The organism is Paenibacillus liaoningensis, assembly GCF_059609455.1.
This window is the reverse complement of the sequence record NZ_JCAALU010000011.1, coordinates 207,449-228,561: the sequence shown is the minus strand read 5'-3', so window position 1 is coordinate 228,561 and position 21,113 is coordinate 207,449. Positions and strand designations below refer to the sequence as shown.

Here is a 21,113-nt window from a genome sequence, read left to right as displayed (position 1 = left end):
AAGAAAATGAGCAAAACTAAAAAAATTCTTATCGCCGTTTCCTTCCTTGTGTTGGTATTTTCTCTCGTTAGTGCTGCGAGAACTCTCCTGCGGGATTATGCTGAGCAGCAGAAAATCGAAGAACTGACAAAAGTTTGGGAGGAAGGGTCGGACAAAGTCGGAGGGGATGCATTCCCCTCCCTTTTGTTCAATAAGGCGAATGAGCCGGTCATGCTTCCCGAATTTCGAGAGCTTTACGAGAGGAACCCGGACATCGTCGGCTGGCTGAAGATTGACGGCACCCGAATTGAGTACCCAGTCATGCAGAATCAACAGGATGCGGAGTACTATCTCAATCATGATTTCGATAAAAAGGAAAACAAAGGCGGCCTCCCATTTTTGGACGCGCATAGCCGGACTAACGGTTCGGACATTTTGCTGATTCATGGACATCACATGAAAAGCGGCTGGATGTTTAAAGATTTAATGAAGTACAAGAACGAAAGCTTTTATAAAGAGCATGCTACGTTCCAGTTCAGCACGCTTTACGAACAGGAAGAGTATGAGATAGTTGCCGTTATTCTTTCAAAAGTTTATCGCAAATCGGACGACGTTTTTAAATACTACCAGATTGAGAATGTAAGTACGTCCGCCGAGTTCGATTCGTATGTTCAGAACATCAATGAACTCGCTCTTTATGACACTGGAGTAACAGCCCGGTATGGCGACAAGCTTATTGTGCTGTCCACGTGCGAGTACTCGACCGAAAACGGCCGGTTAGCGGTGGTTGCCCGAAAGCGTTAATGACGATATTGAAACACGAAATCAAACTGCTTCATATCGCGTTCTCCACTTGGAGGACGCGATTTTTTTGCCTCCGAAACTCTGTGGTATTATATCCTTGTCCTTAAAATGCCCCTGTATCTTTCGCCGAATAGAACGACGGGTAAATCGGTCGATATTGTAATTCCTTTCTTATACGTGTTGTATCAACGATCATGTCCTATGGATAATAATCCTGATGCAGTGCTTCCGACAAAATTTCGCTATTATGAAGCTGAAGCAACTCTGCAACGGAAATCGGCGCATCGTCGAGGGCATTGTAGATACGACCATCAATACCCGGTATGGAAGCTGTGATTATCAGCATATGTTCCATTTTTCAAGATTTAATAGTTATCATCAAAGGGATTTCCTGGTTTTTGTCGAAATAGGTTGGATTATGATGACAAAACGAAAAGCGGTCCTTATTACAGGGTCATTCTTTATCACCTTAATCCTGATTCGAATCATTTGGGCATTTCTTCTGACGTCGCCGGATCACCCTCATGCGGTTCGGGGCGAGTTGGATTTGCGCGGTTTCGACTTCACCAATGATCGCACGATTACATTAGACGGAGAGTGGGAGTTTTATCCCGGCAAATTTGTGAAACAAGGCGAGTCGAACACACTCTCATCCCGAGAAGGGAGGATGTTCATCCCGGTTCCCGGAAAGTGGGACTCGTTATTATCCGCGAACAACTCGCCATATGGCTATGGCTCTTATCGTCTGCGCGTCAAGGTGGACCTGGATAACGAACTAACCTATGGCATCCGCGTTCCGAATGTGGCTACATCGTCCGAGCTATACGTAAACGGTCGTCTATTGGCGAAAGATGGGCAACCAGCAAAGAACAAACAGCAGTATACAGCCCGAAGCACGCCCTATACCGCTATTTTCAAGGCCGATACTGACGAAATTGATATTGTCGTACATGCCGCGAATTATGACAACAGCATAAGAGGCGGTGTGACTGGATCGATCAAGTTCGGCAGTGAACGAGCGGTGAAAAAAGAAGTAGGGTTTTCCGTTAACATGCAGATAGTCGTAGTTGTCGTTCTGATGATTCATGCCTTGTATGCCTTGATTCTTTACGTGATCGGAACACGGAATAAATCTTTGATCAACTTTTTTATGCTCGTTGTTAGTACTATTGTCATGACACTGCTCGACGACGATAAACTTTTGCTGGCATGGCTGCCGGCCCTCAGCTACGAGTGGTCCATTAAACTCATCCTTCTGTCCTTTATTGGAGTAGGCGCCTTCCTGCTGCAGTTTGCCAAAAGTCTCTTGCCGGAGCATGAGGAGAACAGGGTGTTCCGATGGTTCCCCTTGCTCTGCGTGATTGCTACACTGGCGATTGTACTATTGCCAGCGGGATATGGGCTGAGCGCATTGGCTGTATACTACACCATAGATTTAATAGCTTGTTTGTACTTTCTGATGTTCTCGCTGCGTACAGCCCTGATAAGCGATAAGAATGCCATTTATTTGGTCTTTGGTCTAACCTGCATTTTGACTAATATCATTGGGGGTTATCTTAAGGGTCTGCTCGCAATGGGTTATTACCCGATTGACTTGATCGTTGCGTTCCTCGCTTTTGCGTCTTTCTGGTTCAAACGCTATTTCCACGTTACCACCCAAACGGCGAAGCTCGCCGAGAAGCTGCAGAAAGTGGACAAGCTGAAAGACGATTTCCTGGCAAACACATCCCATGAATTGCGGAATCCGCTGCATGGCATACTTAACATCGCCCAGACCGTTCTGGATACCGGAATTAACGATAAAGACGACAAAAACAGAGAGAACATGAAGCTGCTTATTTCCGTAGGCAAGCGAATGTCATACATGCTTAACGATCTGCTGGACATGAGACGACTTCAGGAGAATGGGATCCGCCTGCACATAGGGAGTGTCCGCGTTCAGGGAGTCGCATCCGGTGTAACCGATATGCTTCGTTTCTTGACGGAAGGCAAGCCGGTTCGTATCGTCAACGACATTCCGGTTAACTTCCCTAGTGTCATGGCCGATGAAAACCGGCTTACGCAAATTTTGTTCAACCTGCTTCACAATGCGGTGAAATATACAGATCAAGGACAAATCACAATAAAGGCTGAGGTGAAGGACGGTAAGGCGAATATTGTCGTCGCCGACACCGGCATGGGGATAGATCTGGAGACACAGCAAAGGATGTTTGCTCCTTACGAGCAGGGGGACTCTGGCATAACGGCGATTGGAAATGGGCTCGGGCTCGGGTTAAGTATATGCAAGCAACTGGTGGAGCTGCATGGAAGCATGTTGGAGGTTAGCTCCATTCCGGGCCAAGGTTCAGTATTCAGCTTAGCCTTGCCGTTCTCCGATGTATCGAGCAGGCAAAGCGAGACTGCAATGATTGCACCGGTAACGGCCGTTTATGCAGAAGCGGCCGTTACTGTTTCCTCGGGACCTCGCGTTGACATTACCAAACTGGAGTCGGCGGCCGATGCTGATTGGCCAAACATTCTGGTCATAGACGATGATGCCGTCAATTTAAATATACTGAGCAATCTCCTTGCTTCGGAAAAGTATACCGTCGTCACAGCTGTAAGTGGATCTGAAGCGCTTGCCATTTTGGATACCAGAGAATGGGACTTGATCATTACCGACATTATGATGCCCCATATGTCGGGGTATGAATTGTCCCGCTTTATTCGTGAGCGATTTTCCATTTCGGAGCTACCCATCTTGCTCCTGACCGCTCGTAGCAGACCGGAAGATATAGATATCGGATTCTTGTCTGGCGCCAACGATTACGTAACGAAGCCGGTTGATGCGATGGAATTGAAGTCCAGGGTGCGGGCATTGACTGAATTGAGGCAATCGGTGCGTGAAAGGCTGCGCATGGAAGCAGCCTGGCTTCAGGCGCAAATCCAACCACATTTTCTTTACAATACGCTCAATTCAATAGCCGCTCTCAGCGAAATCGATAATGATAAAATGAGCGCTTTGCTTGAAGCATTCGGCCACTACTTGCGGGCAAGCTTCGATTTTCGGAATTTGGAACGGCTCGTTTCACTTGACCAGGAGCTTGGTCTTGTCCGCTCATATCTGTATATCGAAAAGGAACGTTTTGAGGATAGATTAAACATTCGCTGGGAGGTCGACTCAAGGCTTCATTTGCAAGTCCCCCCGCTCAGCATCCAGCCTCTTGTCGAAAACGCAATACGACACGGCCTACTAAGTCGTGATGAAGGTGGAGAGATTCATATCCGAATTACTGAAAAAGAACATGATGCGGAAATTTCGGTTGCAGATAACGGTTTAGGTATGGATGAGGAAACGGTGAGGCGTATCCTGGACAGTCGGCTGGAAGGAAGGGCGGGAATCGGCTTGTTCAATACGGATCGGCGATTGAAACAAATATACGGCAAAGGACTGCAAATCCGAAGTGTTCCGAATCAAGGCACAATTGTCAGTTTTGTAGTTCCAAAAATTGGGAGGAAAAAGGCTTAGCCTAAATCCGTAAATGAACCAAACATAAATATAAGAACACTCGCGCTTACACTTGCGTTATCAATAGGATTTAATAAGTCCCACCACCGTTCGTTCAATCCCTTGGTACAACGATCGGACGAACGGTTTTTTTGTCAACCGACTCCATGCAGCCCAGGTAACGCGCTTGATTTCAGGTACAGATTGCGTCCAATCGTCTAATGGTGCACCACGCTTTTATCTGACTTTTTCCATCGTGTATACCATTCCAATATGCCAATACTGGGATCGGTCGCTACTTCTTGTTTCAATATTCGAACTATAAATTCATATTGTTTATGAACAGAATCGGCGTCACTCAGCCGAGCATATATATTCATAAGCGTGAGGTAACTATCTTCATTCAGAGGATCCTGCTTTTGTATTTGATGATAAACCCCAAGCGCTTCCATATTCATGTCGTTAGAACAATAGAATTGCCCCAACTGCTGGGCATGTTGCAACCATAGTCCCTTGAGCCTTTGGCGTTCGCTCTCCGCCCACACATAATGATCCTCTTCGTAAAAATTAGCGCGATACATATCGAGCAATCGCTGATGTTCAGGGGCCTGCTCAATGGACACAGGGTTTAATCGGCGAAGCTCTTGTTCCCATTCCTCCGCATCGATTAGCAGCTGTTTCGACTCAAGGACATATCCGTACTGAGAATATCGGATGGATATATAGCCTTCTCCGAACGTATTCTTCCATAAGCTCCGAATCCGATTAATACTTGTCTGCAGGTTGGCGAGCCCTTTGCGTTCGTCCAATTCCGGCCACAGCAGCTCCAGCAAGGCGTTCTTGCTAATGAGTTTCCCGCGATGATGCAGTAAGTAGGCAAACAACTCTTTCGCTTTCGTCGTTCTCCACTTCAGGAACTCCATTTCCCCGTTTGGCTTCCGGATTTGCATGGCACCCAAGCAATGGTACAACAAACCTTCTTCCGGAGACTCCAATTTATGCTCAACAACGCGCTCCCGTAGACGCTGTATGGTTCGGCTCACGCGTTCGCGTCTTAACGGCTTCATTAAGTAATCGGTCGCATCCAGTTCGAATGCCTCAATCGCGTATTCGTCATAGGCTGTCACATAGATGATTTTCGTGTCCGGCGAGACAGAACGTATTCTCTCGGTTGCTCTCAAACCATTCAATCCCGGCATATGAATATCCAGAAAGACGGCGTCGGGTTTGAATTCGCCAATATGATTGATCGCCAACTCTGCCTTCGAAAAGGAGCCGATTACTTGGCAATCGTGAAATTCCCCCAGCATTTTTTCCAACCTGACTAACGCCAGCCGCTCATCGTCTATCAACATGACCTTCATTCGTACGCAGCCCCCAATCGTCGAACATTGAATCCATATTTCTGATGCTATATCTATATCGGTAAGAAACGATATCTATTTAATAAGGAAATGGTTGGATTTTTGGTCCGAAGTTGAGAGCAGGCTCACTTCCGTCAAATCTATTATTTGTGGTTAGAGTTTGGTTAGAAGTTTTGTCTATAATGTGGTTTATAGAAAACCGCTCATTACGGTCTCTCTCCGCTATTTGTTTAGTTGAACTCAGAACGGGGTGTTGCGACATGACAAGATAGCGTTATAATCATCTGACCATGGCGGGGAGAATTTCAATACTTTCATTAGGAGGAAAGAACCAAAGATGAAATTAAAAAATCGAAGCATGTTATCTTTTCTAATGGCAATCGTTATGGTGTTGACGACGATGCCTTTTTATCCGTTAGAGGCAAGAGCGGCGGATACACCAACATTTGATCTTGGTACTCCTGTTCGATTATCCGAATCAACCTATCAGCTATCCAATGCTACATTTGGAGGACTTGATGAAGAGAGCGGATACTTTATTGTGACTGTAAATAATGGCACAATTACTGTTGGAACTCTTTCAAGCGGTATTACCGAGTTGACGAATGGCATAAACATTAGTGGCGTTATTACTGACGAATCTACACCTACAAATAGAGTATTCAATTTTTCAAGCGGTACAACTAATGAAGAAATTCAAGCCATTATTCGAAATCTGACATTTACACAAAATTCAGGTCAAACCCAAAGTGTAACAGTAAATGTAGCGCCAGGAGAACCATTGAACGATGGAAAAACATCTGTACGTACCTACAATGGACGTCATTTTGTATATGTGGCAAGACAGAATACCATGGGTTTTAAAGATGCTGTGGATATTGCAACAAACAATCACGGACATCTTGTAGAGCCGACAGCAGACAATCCTGGTGAAATGTTTGCGATTGCCAGTATGTTTAAAGAATTTAAAAGTCAAAGTCCCTGGGCGGGGGATGGAGGGATTTGGCATTTTTTAAGCTTTATAGGCGCTACTAAAACTCAAGGACCTAATTGGGACACTTCTGTTTATAGCGAAACAAGGTATGTAACAAACCCGAATCAGCAAACAGGTCTGGAAGCAACTCTTCTGCCAAATGGAATCCCTACCCATCTTACACTTATGCTAGACAAAGATGATACTAAAATAGGATACTTACCCGTAAATAATACACACGGTGTTACTAGCCAATATAAAGATCCAGGAGTTATCGTTGAGTATGATTCTGGTGTCATTAACGTCATCAATGCCACAAAAGATGTTGCAAGCTTTTCAAGCGGTATCAAGAGTGTAACGTCAGCAGTTTATTCCGTTTATAACGGTTCCGGCACAATCATTGGAACCCCTCTTGACGTAAGTACGGTGATGAGCGTTACCGATCTGGACGGGAACCCGGTTACAGGATATAAAGCATATGATCAAAACGGCAATGAAATTATGGCCGATTCACACGGGTGGTATCCAAGCAACGGAAACCCAATTGTCTTTCAACCTTTAATGCCTGGTGGTACTTACAAAGTTGCCGCTTCGACGACATTTAATGCAAGTACAACAACTCCAGGTACGGTTACTGAGACGCAAAGTATTACATTGCCGACAGTAAATGATAACGTTGCAGTAGGAAAAGATTCGGTAAATCCCGGTAAAACAACAATTACTGTAAACCCTTCATCGACTCTGGTTAAATATGCTATAGCTGATGCACAAGGCAATGTGGTCAGTGATTGGAAAACAGGTACGGGTTCAGATTTAACCTTTTATAACCTTGACCCTGGGACCACCTATCAAATTGTGACAGTTCCTGAAGATATGATCGGTGAGCCTCCTACAACAGACTTAAGTGGCACGAGAGTTACAACACCGGAATATTCGGTAATGGGAGGCACCGTGTCGATCAGGGGTACAGCCCAGATTGGTCAAACGTTGACGGCCGATCTATCGGGTATCAACTATACGCCGGACACGACGGAAGACGCGACGATGTACCAGTGGTATCGCGACGGAGTCGCCATTCCGGGAGCGGAGAGTGCCAGCTACGCGTTAACTGAAGACGATATCGGCAAGGCTATTACCGTGAAGGTTATAGCTGATGGCACGCATGCGACTGGCAGTGTAGCAAGCGAGGCTACGGCACCGGTCGCGAAAGTGGATGGTCCACCGGCACCTAGCGTTCCGGTAGAGGATAGTAAGACCGCAACGAGCATCACGTTGCAGGCCGTTGACGGCCAGGAGTACAGCAAGGATGGCGGCTTAACGTGGCAAAGCAGCCCGACGTTCATTGGACTGACGCCGGATACGGAGTATTCGTTTGTAACGCGAGTGAAAGCAACAGTGACACAAAGCGCGTCCACCATCAGCGCGTCCGCCAAGATTCGCACGTCGGCTTCAACATCAAATGGAAACAATAGCGGAACTGGTGGCGGAAGCACGACGACTCCAATAACACCTACAAAGCCGGATGAGTCGGGAATCCAAACCTCTGTGAACGACAAGGAGGGCACGTTTGCAACCGGCAAAACGTCAACTTTAGAAGACCGTACGACAACGTCGGTTCAAGTTGATCTGAACAAGCTGAACGAGTCCCTGGCACAAGGCAACGGACAGAAACTTGTAATCCACTCACCTAAAAATGGCGATCTTAAAGTAGACGGATTAACGGCAGGAACTGTGAAAACATTGGCTGATAAAAAGGCAAACCTCGAAATCAGCAATGAGCTGGCAATCTATCCTGTTCCTGGCGGAAAGATGGACCTTGACTCGGTGTCCAAGCAATTGGGGAACCCCGCATTAAACGATATAGCCGTTCAAATCAACATCTCCCGTTCAGCGGATGCATTGATTCAGAGCGCTAAGAATAAAGCGACATCGCAAGGTTACCAACTGCTGGTTAACCCGGTTGATCTCGACTTGACCTTCACGAATAGCGGTAAGACGAAAAGATCTGAGCAACTGAGTGGATATGCGCCTAAGTACATCGCTCTTCCGGAAGGTATCGATCCGAACCGTATCACGACAGGTGTCGTTGTTAATTCGGACGGAAGTGTATTCCATGTGCCGACGGTTTTAGCGAAAATCAATGGCCGTTATTACGCACAAATTAACGACTTGCGCAGCCATGGTTCCTATTCGGTCATCTGGAATCCGCGAGATTTCGACGATGTGAAGAACCATTGGGGCAAAATGGACACGAACAATGTTGCAGCAAGACTTGATCTTGAAGGAACGGGCAACAATTCGTTTTCGCCGAACCGCAATGTTACGCGCTCGGAATTTGCTGACATTGTTGTATTGGGTCTGGGCTTAATGCGTCAGGATGCACCGCAAAATATTTTCCCGGATGTTACGGATTCAGCATGGTACGGTGCTTCCGTAGCCATTGCGAATGAGTTCGGTATCGTTCGCGGCTACAACGATGGAAGCTTCTACGGCAATCAGGAAATTACTAGAGAACAGGGATTTTCGATGATTGCCCGTGCATACCGTATGATAGACTCGGGAGCCGCGTTGAGTGAAGAACAAGCAGCTTCGGCACTGGCTGGATACAAGGATGCGCCTGACGTATCTGCTTGGGCAAAAGCAGATGTTGCCCAACTGATCGCAGCGGAAATTATTCAAGGTAATGGACCAGAGGTTCTCAGTCCGAAAGCACCAATGACGCGTGCGGAGGTCACGGCATTAATTGCAAGAATGTTGAAAATAACGGACATTATTGATAAGTAATCTTGTAGATCGAACAACCTTTGCTTACATTTAAAGTGAGCAAAGGTTGTTTTTATGCTTAATACATCTATTTTTGCCGATAGATCCGTTTAGCTGAACTGTTTCATAAATAACAGCAAGTTTTTTGGAAATAATAAAATAAAAGGAGAGATGGAAATGTCCTATATCGTTGATTTTAAAAATGTATCTACAGTTGGTTTAGAGTCTTCACCTGTAGTAGAAGCACTGGCTGGATTACGTGCTAATGAAGCCCGTTATTTCATGAACAAATACAAGCATGAATTTACGGTTGTACAAGCTGGTGAAAGCCAAGAGACTCTTGAATATGTGAACCGGATTTTGAAAGAAGAACGTGATATTGAATTTGCGGCCAAACCTTTAGAAACGTCGCAGTTTCAAGTGGAAAATATCAAATTTGCCTATGTCTTTTATGAGGATGGTCTTGCAATCAACATCATGTATACGGTTGATGACCCTAAGAAGCGGGCTGTTGGTTTCAAGCTTTCTGAGGGGATGGAGATACCAAAGGAGCTAGAAGAGAAGTTTAAGTTTGCCAGACAGAAGTCTAAACTAGCTGGTACCATTAGGGGCTCATTTTTTGTAATTAAAAAAGAATATTAAAATAAGCAAAAGCGCAATTTGAAGGGGTCTATCCACTTATTCTGTTTGCAAAAAATACGAGATCAAAGAAAGGGCCATCCCGCAAAGGATGGCCCTAAATCTTGTCATTACCGACAGCATGGCGAATCAAGTTAGAAGTGACAGCGAAAATAGGATACCCTTATAAAAATCATTTCCAAAATTCAGGTAAAAAGGAGGTGGACTCAGGAAACACGAGCATTATAATAAAAATAACAAACGTGCACAGGACTTCGTCATATAACCGGGTTTGGCAGTAATATGAAAAGTCAGACAGGAGGAATTGTATTGCAGCAGCTATTTAACGATCTGATTAAGCAGGATGTAAAGCCGTTCCTTGCTAAGCATGGCTTTGCCAAGAAAAGTTTGAATTTCAGTAAAACGACAGAAGGCCTCATCTACATGTTCAATTTCCAAAAATCCTCGGGCAATTCGGCGGAAAATGTTATGTTTTATGTGAACTGCGGCATTTATGCAGCGAAGTTGGCGCAAATTCGATCGAAAGAGATTTTGACGGCTCCTCAGGAAGCGGAGTGTCACTTCAGAGCAAGAATCGGGGAAATTGCCCCGGCTGCTCCAGATCGATTCGCAATTACTCCTGATACGGACAGGGATGAGTTGAGAAAAACGCTGTTAGGCGGTTTGGAAGAAGTTATTCATTTCTATGATACGATGACCAGTGCTAGATCCATTGTGGACTATTACATTTCGGGTCCATTTTTGCATCTGGGCGAAGAGAGCTTTCATCTGCTTTTGCAATCGAACGATACAGCAGCGGCTAACCAATATTTGAAGGCTTTGCAGGAAAAGTACGGAGCGGAAAATCGGTGGGCCATATTCGAAAATAAGTACGAGGCCATCTTCAATAAATACGGAGTGGAATTTAATAAGCTATAACCTCAGACATGATTATTGCAGTTAAAGGGCATATTTTGCGGAAAATTAGTGTGGAATTCATTGGTTAAGAGGAACGCTTGTCTTAATATAGGAGAAATTAAATGAAACTTAAAGATAAAGTTGTTCTTGTAACAGGTGTTTCGGGAACTACAGGGGACAAAATTGCGACTAAGTGCCTCAAAGAGGGGGCAAAAGTCAAAGGGCTTATACGTGACAAAGAAAAAATTTACCTCTGCAATAATCTTGGCATAATACCCATAATTGGAGACTTAACGGATAGGGAAGCGATTAAGGAAGCGCTAAAAGATGTTGACATTGTCATTCACGCTGCGGCGTATCTCGGTGGCGATAGAGCCACTGCTGAGCAATCTAATATTCATGGGGTCCAAAATCTGGTTGAGGGGGCTATATCGGCAGGAGTTGAACGCTTCGTACATATTTCCACTGTATCTGTTTATGGTCATCTTGAAGGAGATGTGGAGCTGGATGAAGCACGCAATTTAGCATATGGCCACTCTGAGGTATACACTTCAACGAAATGTGAATCGGAACGGATTTTACAAGATGCAATGGCTAATGGACTAAAAGGTGTCATTTTGCGCCCAGGCATTATTTGTGCCGAAAAAAACTCCCACTGGGGCGACAAGCTGGTCGCAAAGCTTGCTGCTGTAGAAAAGGTGGATTGGATTCATCCTGAGGATTTGACACCATGGGTGCATGCGGATAACTTAGCTGAGATGTGCGTATTAGCAGCGACGCATCCTGCGGCAGTAAATCAGACCTACAACGCTGTGGACGGAAACTATACAGAAAGAGAGTTTACTGTACGTCTTGCGCATGCTATGAAAAAAACGCTCATAGTACCCGATGGAAACCCAATTAGAATGACGTATAATTGCAACAAAATAAGAAATGACTTGGGCTACCTTCCAATAAAAAAATTCGAAGAAACCGTTGTTCAATTGGAGGAACAAGCCAAAAGTTGGATTATGCCTCACGAAGAGCATCGGCCTAAAAACGGCTGACCGCAACAAATACAGCGAGCGCCAAAAAGAACGACTGCGGCAAATGCAATTGCGGCAATTGGCGTCAGTACAGGCAAGATATTTGTCGCTTGAGGCAAAATGATTCCAATTGCCCCGAGCAATTCTGCTAACCCAATAAAGACCACGAACGCTTTTGAAACGTCCTTTACCCAGCCCAGGACGCCTTGGCTTTTTCATACTGAAACGCCTTCAACCACCCTGAATAAACAAAACCCAGTGCTGCCAGACCTTGAACGATCCATAACACGATATTCATTAATAAAGCCTCCTCCTGGCTGCGTATTCGCTACTTGCTAAAGGTATAATAGACCTTAGTCATTCATTTAAGGAAGTAGGCACTTTAACTAAACATAGCTAACAAAAAGTTACCTTTACCTAGCACAGAGCAATACCGGATATCAACAAAAAGATGCTCACGCAGCAATTAAGAGAGCTTGAGTATAACGACATCGTTTATCGCAAGGTGTATAACCAGATTCCGCCGAAAGTGGAATACTCCATTTCAGAATACGGCAAAGGCTTAAGCACGGTGTTGCAGGCACTTAACGATTGGGGAGAGACCCATAGCGAGCATATGAATGAGCTGCACGGAGAAGTTGGTTCAGATGATTAATTTGGGTAAAAAATAGAGCGAGCAGAGGTTATATAAGCCTGCTAGGCGTTAAATAATGCGAAGGGCACCTGTTAAGGTGCCCAAAAACTTGCCGTTACAGACAGCGTGGTATACCGTATCACAAGTGATGGTAAATAGAGGATAGATCTATGGCTAAGTTAGCAAATACTACAATTGGAATCCATGCTATGATCACTTTTATAAAAATCTATTTAACGGGGGTGACTTCATTCGAATTAAGCAGTGTAAGTGTGACCGCTATCGCCTGATCAACAAATGATCGCTCTGGACGAGATTTCAAGATTACGGTTAGTCCGATTAACGATAAGATTAGCGCCTGCGCCAAAGCCTTCGCATTGATACCACGCTTGAGCTCACCTGATTGAATACCTCGTTCAATGGTCTCTTGAAATATGACAGATAGGTACATTTGATGTTCTCTGGTGAGAATTTCAAATTTCTCGTCATGGGGCGCAAGTTCGACCATGGTATTGATGCAAAAACAGCCCCGACTTCGATCTTCTGCATATTCCTCAACAACCACGCTTTCAAAATAAGCGGAAAAAGCTTCTATTACAGAAGAATGGTTCTGTAGTCTAGCTCGTACTTCGGATGCGCGGGACATTGTGTATCTTCGTAGCGCAGCTTCGAACAATTCTTTCTTGTCTCCAAAGGCCGAGTATATACTGGGGCGTTGAATCCCCATTCTGGAAGTTAAATCGCTTAATGAGGTAGCTTCATATCCCTTTTCCCAAAATAGCTCCATCGCTGCTTCTAATACTTTTTGTTCATCAAATTCACGGGTTCTTGCCATAATGAATACCCCTCGTTAATCTTGAATTTTTGTTCATTACTCCATGATTCCGGACATCTCAACTGTCGATTTTTCTGTACCAAAAAGTATATTATCATTTTATATTTAGCCGGATAATTTGTCAAATGAAGCCGGGTCTATTTCAACAAAGGAGAAGATTTATAAGGAAATGACCAGTAAAATCATTTTTTTATTGACATTAAGTATAACAGCGGTCTATATTTACTGGGGATAATAACGTACCGATTAGTATGTTATTTTTATTATCATGTCATATGAAGGGGGAAAGGTGTGTACAAAACAGAGGAGGTTTTAGAAATGGCGGCAGTCAACGCCAATAGCAAGGCAGATTCGTCACAGGCACCGCTGATCGGGTCTGATTCAGAGCAACCTGCTTCTATGTCTCGCTATGTGACTCTATTGTTTGCGGTTGCCTGCGGGATGTCGGTTGCCAATATCTACTTCGCACAACCGATACTCGATCGGCTGTCAAGTGAGTTCGGTATTGACTATTCTATCATTGGCATCGTTGTTACCATCACGCAGATTTTTTATGGATTGGGCCTGCTGCTCTTGGTACCGCTTGGAGATTTACTGAACCAACGCCGCTTGGTTATCGGTCAGATGTTATTGTCCATGATAGCTCTGGTTATCGTTGGAACAGCGGCCAACAGCACCGTACTATTTGCAGGTATGGCTATGGTGGGCCTGCTAGCCGTTGTGACGCAGACTCTTGTGGCGTTCGCGGCAACTATGGCGGCGCCTGCTGAACGGGGACGTGTCGTTGGCATGGTAACAAGCGGGATCGTAATCGGCATACTTCTTGCGCGGTCCATTTCAGGCATATTAACCGATCTTGCGGGTTGGCGATCCGTGTATATGGTCTCTGCAGCGCTGATGCTTGTTATGGTTTGTATGTTTTATAAGGTACTGCCTCGTGTTGAACGCGAGGTGAAATCACTGTCCTATCCTCAACTGCTAGGATCGGTGTTTAGGTTATTTATTCAAGAACGAATATTACGTATCCGTTCTATTCTCGCTCTGCTGATTTTTGCTGATTTCAGTATTTTATGGACTTCACTCGTACTGCCTCTTAGCTCTGCACCATTATCGCTTTCGCACAGTGCAATTGGAGCATTCGGTCTTGCAGGTGTAGCTGGAGCGTTAGCTGCAGCTCGAGCGGGGAAGCTTGCTGATCGAGGTTACGGACAGAGAACGACGGGCACTGCTCTAACCTTGTTATTGGTTTCATGGTTGTTCATCAGCTATACAGAACAATCGCTGTTTGCATTGGTCATTGGTATCGTGCTTCTCGATTTGGCCGTACAGGCCGTACATGTTACGAATCAGACGATGATCCTCCCGTTGCGTGCAGAGGCTCGTAGTCGACTTACCGCCGGGTATATGGTGTTCTATTCGATTGGAAGTGCTGGTGGTTCCATTGCTTCGACCCACATCTACGCGCATTACGGCTGGGAAGGAGTATGCATGCTTGGGGCTTCTGTTAGTGCTGCAGCGCTGCTGTTTTGGGCAATGACTCTCCGCACTACGGCTGCCGCAATAAAGTAAGCTTCTGTCGCATGAGTACAGATTCATCGTCATAAAACTGCAGCTACAAATCAATCTGAATTAATTTCTCTCAATGCAATAGAAACTTTTTGATTAAAGGAGCGGGTGTTCGTGGAAATAGGTATAACCTCGTTTGTAGAAACCAAGCCGGATGTTCACACGGGTGAAGTGATCAGTCACGCACAGCGGCTGCGTGAAGTTGTCGAGGAAATTGTCCTTGCTGATCAGGTGGGACTTGATGTGTTTGGCATAGGTGAGCATCATCGGGAGGACTATGCGGCATCTTCACCAGCTATTGTACTGGCTGCGGCTGCAGCTCAGACGAAACGGATACGGCTGACCAGCGCTGTGACAGTGCTTTCTTCCCTTGATCCGGTGCGTGTGTTTCAGGATTTTGCTACGCTCGACGGCATTTCAAATGGACGTGCGGAGATTATGGCGGGCCGAGGGTCCTTTATCGAATCTTTCCCATTGTTTGGCTATGATTTGGACGATTATGCTGAGCTGTATGAAGAGCATTTGGAATTGCTCCTTAAAATACGGGGATCCGAGAAAGTAACCTGGAAGGGCGGGCATCGGCCAGCGATTAACAATTTGGGCGTATATCCACGGCCCGTTCAGGATTCAATACCGATATGGGTTGGCAGCGGGGGGAGACAGGAGTCGGCTGTCCGTGCAGGTTTGTTAGGACTACCACTGATGCTGGCGATCATTGGTGGAAGTCCAACGGATTTTGCACCGCTCGTGCAGCTTTATAAGAAAGCAGCGGCGCACGCTGGCCATGACGAATCGCGGCTTAAGGTTGGGGCGCACTCGATAGGATTTGTTGGAGAGAATACGAAGCGAGCTGCAGATACATTTTTTCCTTCTACCATGGCAGGTATGAATCGATTAGGCATGGAGCGGGGATGGGCGCATTATGATCGCTCTAGCTACGATGCCGCGCGCAGCTTCGAAGGTGCACTGTATGTCGGCGACCCCGAGACGGTTGCCCAGAAGATCATTCACCTTCGCAAAAATGTAGGCGTTACACGCTTTATGCTGTATGTACCGTTAAGCACGATGCCGCATGCCGAGGTAATGAGAGCCATTGAGCTGCTTGGAACAGAGGTAGCACCCCGAGTTCGGGAGGAAGTAGCCAAGTGGGAAGCTGAGATGGACATTTGAAAGTACATTGAATGATATTGGAGGAATTTGCATGGATCTCGAAAGTCGGGTATTACCGGAATTAAGGCCGATATTAACACAATTTCCTGGTTTTCAACTGGAGGGAAATTTAGAATTGAGCAGGAGCTATTTGTCGAGTTCTCCTATTGAGGGGTCAACGCATGTACGCACGACAAGCCGCATGATCCCAAGCGCAGAAGGGGAGGTGCGGGTCAAAATTTACGAACCAAGTGAGCGAACGGAAACGGATGCTAAGCTTCCGGCGATGTTATGGATTCACGGGGGAGGTTATGTGCTGGGGAACCCTGATATGGACGATGCATTGTGCGAACGTTTTGTGCAAGCGGCTAATTGCGTCGTCGTGTCTGTTGATTATCGACTTGCTCCGGAGCATCCCTATCCAGCTGCTATCAATGACTGTTATACCAGCTTAACGTGGATGACGGGCGAGGCTGAGTCGCTGGGCATCGATCTGAATCGGATCGCGATTGCAGGTGCAAGCGGGGGCGGTGGTCTGACTGCAGCTCTTGCTCTAATGGCCCGTGGCAAGGGTGGTCCAGCCCTCATTTTCCAAATGCCGCTGTATCCGATGATCGACGACCGAAATGTTACGGCGTCAAGTTATGAGATTACGGCCGATAACGCAATCTGGAATCGGACGAATAATTTGGAGGCTTGGAACATGTACTTAGGTAAGCACACAGAAGACAGCGAGTTATCTCCATATGCGGTACCGTCGAGAGCGGAAAGTTTGGCAGGGCTACCGCCTACCTATACGTGCATAGGTCAGCTCGATTTGTTTCGAGATGAGACGATCGAATATGTGATACGACTTGCGCAAGCGGGTGTAGACGTCGAATTTCATATGTATCCCGGCACTTTCCACAGCTTTGAAATGATGGTTCCACAAGCGGAAGTCAGTCAACGCGCCAGTCAGAGCTATATAGATGCGATGGCGAGAGCGCTTAATCCTTGAACACATAGATGACCTTTAAGCGGAACCGTACCATAAGTAGGGGCAAGTTTTTTCGCAATATAAGTATGATACGATATCTTGAAGTAGAACCTGTTGATCGCAGCTAAAGCCCCTTTCCTAGTCAACGGCGATGGCTTTACCGCTACCGCTTTTTATTCTGGGTTGTGGTCCCTTTTACCTCGCCAATCTTGATTAGTCCGTTTCCGGATTGCGTAATGACAACGTTCGTACCCACATGGTCGATATCCAGTGCACCCCCTAACGTTTCCCCTCCGTTCTCTCCGAGACCCAAGTCCAGTAATGAATTGAACCTAAGACAGATATGGAAAAGGTAATTTTTAGTTAAAGTAAGTTGCAGAGGTATTTAATTAACATATAGGCGGGGTGCATTTATGGAATTAATCATTGAAAATGTGAGCAAGAAATATAAGGGGGATTTTTATGGACTCAGGGACTTATCTCTAGAGATAACAACAGGCGTTTTGGGATTGCTGGGCCCGAATGGTGCTGGGAAATCGACGTTGATGAGAATTTTATCCACCATTACTCGGCCGACAGGGGGCAAGGTGAGCTGGAACGGCATCGATATTACGAAAGAACCCAATGCTGTGCGGCACATTTTAGGCTATTTGCCACAAGATTTTGGCGTCTACCCGCATTTAAATGCGGTTGAGTTTTTGGAATATTTGGCGTCAATCAGAGGGCTGGATTATAAAATCGCAAGAAAAAGAATTGACGAGCTGCTGCACCTGGTTAATCTGCATGAGGTTCGCAAAAAACCGCTGAACGGTTTTTCTGGCGGGATGAGGCAACGAGTAGGTATAGCACAGGCGTTACTGAACGATCCTCAGCTACTGATTGTTGATGAGCCCACAGTTGGGCTTGATCCTGAGGAACGTATTCGGTTCCGTAATCTGCTATCCGAATTATCTGGAGAACGTATTGTTATTTTATCCACCCATATCGTATCCGACATTGAAGCGACCGCAACCGATATCGCCATTGTCAATCAAGGTCGAAGTGTCATACAGGCGGCTCCAAGCGAACTATTGGCAGCAACGGTAGGCAAAGTGTGGGAGTGGCTGATCCCGAGTCATACATGGATGGAGGTACGCAAACAACTGCTGGTCAGCAGCACCATTCAAACCAGTGAAGGGGTACGTGTAAGGGTTATTGCCGATACTCAGCCTTCTGCGGAGAGCCGCTTGGTTACGCCGACTTTAGAGGATGCATATTTGTATTACATTTCAGCACACAAGCAGGGGGCAACAGCATGACCTCGCTTCGTATTCTCTTTCATATGATGAAAGCTGACTATTTGGAAAGGGTCCGACGCTATAGCTTTTTGATTACAGTGCTCCTCTCCATTTTCCTCGTATATAAGTGCATACCTTCAAGTGATGAAAATTATTTAACCTTATCGCTGCAATCGATGCGCGGCCTATATAACTCTGCATGGGTCGGTAGCGGAGTCGCGGTATTAGCATCCATGCTATTAAGTCTTCCGGCGTTTTTTCTAGTGAAAAATGCGATAGAACGAGATGTGCAGACTGGGGTTGGGCAAATCATTGCGACGACTCCGATTACTAGGTGGATGTACACCATGGGCAAAATGTGGAGCAACTTCGTTTACTTGCTGTCTATCGTTGCTGTGTTAATGGTATCTGCGCTTGCCATGCAGCTCATTAGAGGGGAAGATTACGCGGTTGATTTGGTCGCTTTATGGCTACCATTTATGTATTCGACATTGCCGACAATGGCTTTGGTGGCTTCAGTTGCCATCTTTTTTGAAGCTGTACCTGGGCTGCGTAAGGGATTGGGCAATTTAATATATTTTATGATATGGATCTTTTCGCTGATTTTTTCGACCAAGGCAACTCACTCCACCCAGGATATGTTCGGAATTTCACCGATTATTACCAACATGTCGAGCGAGGCAAACGAAAGGATTCCTAATAGCCATGGAGGCCATGTCTCAGGGATAAGCCCCTTGAAGGGAGACCTGCTAACCTACGACTGGAACGGCGTACATTGGACGATCCAGATGTTTTTAGAACGGTATATGTGGCTTGCTGCGGCAGTAATGATCGTAACAGTGGCTTCATTCTTTTTTCACCGATTTGATCTGACACGTTACGTTAAAATAAACAGAACAAGCAAGCCCGATGAAGCTAAAAAAGCAGAGCCGCACAATAAGCCTGCATATAGGAAGGAAACAGAAATAAAGCTAACTCCTTATGCTGCTGCAAAGGGGCAACCAAACTATTTTAAAACATTAGCTCTGGAACTGCGTCTTATGCTCAAAGGGCAACGCGTGTGGTGGTACTTGGCAGCGTTGGTTATGATCGTATTAGGTTTAGTACTGCCGATAGAATCTTTAACAGCGTATGTTGTACCTTTTACATGGCTGCTGCCTATCCTCATTTGGTCGACTATGGGGACAAATGAAACGGATTACCGTACCCATTCATTGATTTTCACAGCGGTGCATCCCGTTCGAAATACATTTATCGGATTGTGGCTTGCTGGAATTATCGTTGCTTATTTGACGGGCAGCGGAGCGCTCATTCATTTTCTTATTGCAGGCGAATGGGAAAGCTTAAAGGCTATGGTCGTTGGCGGAATATTTATACCTACATTAGCTGTAGCGTTGGGCATATGGTCTGGGAATGGCAAGCTGTTTCAAGTGGTATTTATGCTGCTGTGGTATCTGGGTCCCTTGAACAAGTGGGAGGCTGTGGATTTTATAGGGTCGACACCGCAAGGTCTGGACCGAGGGGTATATGTGTATTACTTGCTAGCGACTATTATTTTGCTGATACTGGCCGTCATGGGAAGAGCACGTCAAGCGAGAATGTATAGTTAAAAGTAGTTAAAGCGTCAAAGCACAGTGATGTGCTTTTGACGCTTTTTTGGTCTGATTTTTCAATTTTTCATGTAAGGGGCAAATGGGGGATAAGAAGCTCGTGTTATTGATCGGCGGCCAATTCCATAAAGTGGTTTGCGGCTAGCCGAACAGCGAGCACACTTCCTGTATTAAGGGAATTGTCGAAATAAAGGACATGATTGTTTTTGACTGCCTCAAGTGATTGCCATACCGCCAGGCTCTCGTTTTGCTTAACGGCGGCTTTGGCCACCGCTATATCATGCTGAAAAATAATGTAATCCGGATTCATATCGGACAGAGCTTCCACGGAAAGCACATCGTTGTCTGCGGGATAGCCTTTCGGCACTAGCAAGCCAAAGCCAGTCGTTTCATTGTAGTACGTCGTGTTGTTTGTGCCTTGGGCATGAAAGGTGCCGTCATCGCCAACCCGCAGCAGGGCAAACGTTTTATCTTTCAAAGCGCCAAGCTGCTGCCTGGATTTTTCAATGTTTTCTTTCGTTTCTTTAATGTATTGCTCTGCCAATTCCTCTTTGCCTACAATTTGGGCGCTAAGCATGGTGGCCTCTTCCCATGTATCTGCGTAATTGATTTGAACGACCGGAGCGATTTTGCTCAATTCGTCATAAAGGGCGTCTATATGCCCTTTAAAGGTCACAATGACATCCGGATTTGTCTCGATAATCTTCTCAAGATTGAGCTCCCGTCCGCTACCCAAATCAATAACCTCGGCTGTGTCGGCATAAGGCTTCAGTGTAGCGTATTCTGCGAGCGCGCTTGCCGCACTGCCGGACGCAATAGGAGGCGTGTCCAAGGCGAAAAAGTAGTCCAAATACAAAGGATGAAGCACCGCTACGCGCTTGGGCTGCTCCTCTAGCACAACGTCATGGCCCGCGCCATCGGTAATCGTTCTTGGCCAAGCGGCAGCGGCTGCGGCAGTGCTTTCTTCGTCTGCGCTTGTATCGGCGGTCTGTGCGCTTCCAGAAGGAGAGGGACTGCTCGCGCTTGGAGCAGGATCGCTTTCTGTTGGCTGATTATTTCCGCTTGCGCCAGAACAACCGGCGATGAGAGCGGTCAGAATAAAAAAGGAAACAATGAGTCCGAGCAGTTTGCTCAT

16 protein-coding genes and 1 pseudogene are annotated in these 21,113 nt (G+C 46.0%); 12 read left to right on the top strand and 5 right to left on the bottom strand.

Annotation, left to right across the window (positions count from 1 at the left end):
* The first annotated feature begins 6 nt into the window (after window positions 1-6).
* Window positions 7-783, top strand: coding sequence for a class B sortase (locus AC6B99_RS18375; protein ID WP_056036216.1), 777 nt, complete (start codon window positions 7-9; stop codon window positions 781-783).
* A gap of 199 nt (window positions 784-982) precedes the next feature.
* Here AC6B99_RS18375 and AC6B99_RS18370 read toward each other — a convergent pair whose 3' ends face one another.
* The gene (locus AC6B99_RS18370) at window positions 983-1,129 is read right to left on the bottom strand and encodes a hypothetical protein (RefSeq protein ID WP_235533170.1); all 147 of its coding nucleotides are present in this window, start codon (window positions 1,127-1,129) and stop codon (window positions 983-985) included.
* A 72-nt stretch (window positions 1,130-1,201) separates the two neighbouring features.
* Here AC6B99_RS18370 and AC6B99_RS18365 point away from each other — a divergent pair, with 72 nt between their 5' ends.
* Window positions 1,202-4,291 carry a hybrid sensor histidine kinase/response regulator gene (locus tag AC6B99_RS18365; protein WP_235533171.1) on the top strand — a complete coding sequence of 1,030 codons (3,090 nt, stop codon included), beginning with the start codon at window positions 1,202-1,204 and terminating at the stop codon, window positions 4,289-4,291.
* A 197-nt stretch (window positions 4,292-4,488) separates the two neighbouring features.
* Here AC6B99_RS18365 and AC6B99_RS18360 read toward each other — a convergent pair whose 3' ends face one another.
* Window positions 4,489-5,634 carry a response regulator gene (locus AC6B99_RS18360; RefSeq protein ID WP_494861404.1) on the bottom strand — a complete coding sequence of 382 codons (1,146 nt, stop codon included), beginning with the start codon at window positions 5,632-5,634 and terminating at the stop codon, window positions 4,489-4,491.
* 337 nt (window positions 5,635-5,971) lie between these two features.
* Here AC6B99_RS18360 and AC6B99_RS18355 point away from each other — a divergent pair, with 337 nt between their 5' ends.
* The 4 genes from AC6B99_RS18355 to AC6B99_RS18340 all read left to right on the top strand — a co-directional run bounded on the left by AC6B99_RS18355 (window position 5,972) and on the right by AC6B99_RS18340 (window position 11,952).
* Window positions 5,972-9,391, top strand: a complete 3,420-nt coding sequence (locus tag AC6B99_RS18355) for an S-layer homology domain-containing protein (RefSeq protein WP_496663942.1) — start codon at window positions 5,972-5,974, stop codon at window positions 9,389-9,391.
* Between the two features lie 156 nt (window positions 9,392-9,547).
* Window positions 9,548-10,012 (top strand): DUF8821 family protein, encoded by a 465-nt coding sequence (locus AC6B99_RS18350; protein WP_496663941.1) that lies wholly within the window; start codon window positions 9,548-9,550, stop codon window positions 10,010-10,012.
* A 306-nt stretch (window positions 10,013-10,318) separates the two neighbouring features.
* The gene (locus AC6B99_RS18345; RefSeq protein WP_496663940.1) at window positions 10,319-10,927 is read left to right on the top strand and encodes a DUF4304 domain-containing protein; all 609 of its coding nucleotides are present in this window, start codon (window positions 10,319-10,321) and stop codon (window positions 10,925-10,927) included.
* Window positions 10,928-11,028: 101 nt separating this feature from the next.
* Window positions 11,029-11,952 (top strand): NAD-dependent epimerase/dehydratase family protein, encoded by a 924-nt coding sequence (locus AC6B99_RS18340; RefSeq protein ID WP_494861396.1) that lies wholly within the window; start codon window positions 11,029-11,031, stop codon window positions 11,950-11,952.
* On the opposite strand, the gene AC6B99_RS18335 is transcribed toward AC6B99_RS18340, so the two are convergent.
* On the bottom strand, window positions 11,922-12,098 hold the full coding sequence (locus AC6B99_RS18335) for a DoxX family protein (protein ID WP_496663939.1): 177 nt from the start codon (window positions 12,096-12,098) through the stop codon (window positions 11,922-11,924). The genes AC6B99_RS18340 and AC6B99_RS18335 overlap by 31 nt on opposite strands.
* A gap of 257 nt (window positions 12,099-12,355) precedes the next feature.
* On the opposite strand from AC6B99_RS18335, the pseudogene AC6B99_RS18330 reads away from it, so the two are divergent.
* Window positions 12,356-12,586, top strand: a pseudogene (locus AC6B99_RS18330) (winged helix-turn-helix transcriptional regulator); the annotation flags it as partial.
* Between the two features lie 208 nt (window positions 12,587-12,794).
* Here the strand turns inward: AC6B99_RS18330 and AC6B99_RS18325 are convergent.
* Window positions 12,795-13,400, bottom strand: a complete 606-nt coding sequence (locus AC6B99_RS18325) for a TetR/AcrR family transcriptional regulator (RefSeq protein ID WP_496663938.1) — start codon at window positions 13,398-13,400, stop codon at window positions 12,795-12,797.
* 318 nt (window positions 13,401-13,718) lie between these two features.
* Between AC6B99_RS18325 and AC6B99_RS18320 the strand changes: the two genes are divergently transcribed.
* From AC6B99_RS18320 to AC6B99_RS18300, 5 genes are all read left to right on the top strand, one after another.
* Window positions 13,719-14,969 carry an MFS transporter gene (locus AC6B99_RS18320; protein WP_056036236.1) on the top strand — a complete coding sequence of 417 codons (1,251 nt, stop codon included), beginning with the start codon at window positions 13,719-13,721 and terminating at the stop codon, window positions 14,967-14,969.
* Window positions 14,970-15,080: 111 nt separating this feature from the next.
* Window positions 15,081-16,136, top strand: a complete 1,056-nt coding sequence (locus tag AC6B99_RS18315) for an LLM class flavin-dependent oxidoreductase (RefSeq protein ID WP_056036238.1) — start codon at window positions 15,081-15,083, stop codon at window positions 16,134-16,136.
* 31 nt (window positions 16,137-16,167) lie between these two features.
* Window positions 16,168-17,112 carry an alpha/beta hydrolase gene (locus AC6B99_RS18310; RefSeq protein WP_496663937.1) on the top strand — a complete coding sequence of 315 codons (945 nt, stop codon included), beginning with the start codon at window positions 16,168-16,170 and terminating at the stop codon, window positions 17,110-17,112.
* Window positions 17,113-17,504: 392 nt separating this feature from the next.
* Window positions 17,505-18,389, top strand: a complete 885-nt coding sequence (locus AC6B99_RS18305; protein WP_056036242.1) for an ABC transporter ATP-binding protein — start codon at window positions 17,505-17,507, stop codon at window positions 18,387-18,389.
* On the top strand, window positions 18,386-19,978 hold the full coding sequence (locus AC6B99_RS18300) for an ABC transporter permease (RefSeq protein ID WP_494861386.1): 1,593 nt from the start codon (window positions 18,386-18,388) through the stop codon (window positions 19,976-19,978). The genes AC6B99_RS18305 and AC6B99_RS18300 overlap by 4 nt, the downstream gene beginning before the upstream one ends.
* A gap of 103 nt (window positions 19,979-20,081) precedes the next feature.
* On the opposite strand, the gene AC6B99_RS18295 is transcribed toward AC6B99_RS18300, so the two are convergent.
* Window positions 20,082-21,113 (bottom strand): ABC transporter substrate-binding protein, encoded by a 1,032-nt coding sequence (locus tag AC6B99_RS18295; protein ID WP_494861384.1) that lies wholly within the window; start codon window positions 21,111-21,113, stop codon window positions 20,082-20,084.

What these genes read in the sequence shown, in the direction of transcription:
- AC6B99_RS18350 (WP_496663941.1), top strand. Translation starts at nt 9,548, where the DNA reads ATGTCCTATATCGTTGATTTTAAAAATGTATCTACAGTTGGTTTAGAG.
- AC6B99_RS18355 (WP_496663942.1), top strand. Translation starts at nt 5,972, where the DNA reads ATGAAATTAAAAAATCGAAGCATGTTATCTTTTCTAATGGCAATCGTT.
- AC6B99_RS18375 (WP_056036216.1), top strand. Translation starts at nt 7, where the DNA reads ATGAGCAAAACTAAAAAAATTCTTATCGCCGTTTCCTTCCTTGTGTTG.
- AC6B99_RS18360 (WP_494861404.1), bottom strand. Translation starts at nt 5,634, where the DNA reads ATGAAGGTCATGTTGATAGACGATGAGCGGCTGGCGTTAGTCAGGTTG.
- AC6B99_RS18310 (WP_496663937.1), top strand. Translation starts at nt 16,168, where the DNA reads ATGGATCTCGAAAGTCGGGTATTACCGGAATTAAGGCCGATATTAACA.
- AC6B99_RS18340 (WP_494861396.1), top strand. Translation starts at nt 11,029, where the DNA reads ATGAAACTTAAAGATAAAGTTGTTCTTGTAACAGGTGTTTCGGGAACT.
- AC6B99_RS18320 (WP_056036236.1), top strand. Translation starts at nt 13,719, where the DNA reads ATGGCGGCAGTCAACGCCAATAGCAAGGCAGATTCGTCACAGGCACCG.
- AC6B99_RS18300 (WP_494861386.1), top strand. Translation starts at nt 18,386, where the DNA reads ATGACCTCGCTTCGTATTCTCTTTCATATGATGAAAGCTGACTATTTG.
- AC6B99_RS18370 (WP_235533170.1), bottom strand. Translation starts at nt 1,129, where the DNA reads ATGCTGATAATCACAGCTTCCATACCGGGTATTGATGGTCGTATCTAC.
- AC6B99_RS18365 (WP_235533171.1), top strand. Translation starts at nt 1,202, where the DNA reads ATGATGACAAAACGAAAAGCGGTCCTTATTACAGGGTCATTCTTTATC.
- AC6B99_RS18325 (WP_496663938.1), bottom strand. Translation starts at nt 13,400, where the DNA reads ATGGCAAGAACCCGTGAATTTGATGAACAAAAAGTATTAGAAGCAGCG.
- AC6B99_RS18305 (WP_056036242.1), top strand. Translation starts at nt 17,505, where the DNA reads ATGGAATTAATCATTGAAAATGTGAGCAAGAAATATAAGGGGGATTTT.
- AC6B99_RS18295 (WP_494861384.1), bottom strand. Translation starts at nt 21,113, where the DNA reads ATGAGCAAACTGCTCGGACTCATTGTTTCCTTTTTTATTCTGACCGCT.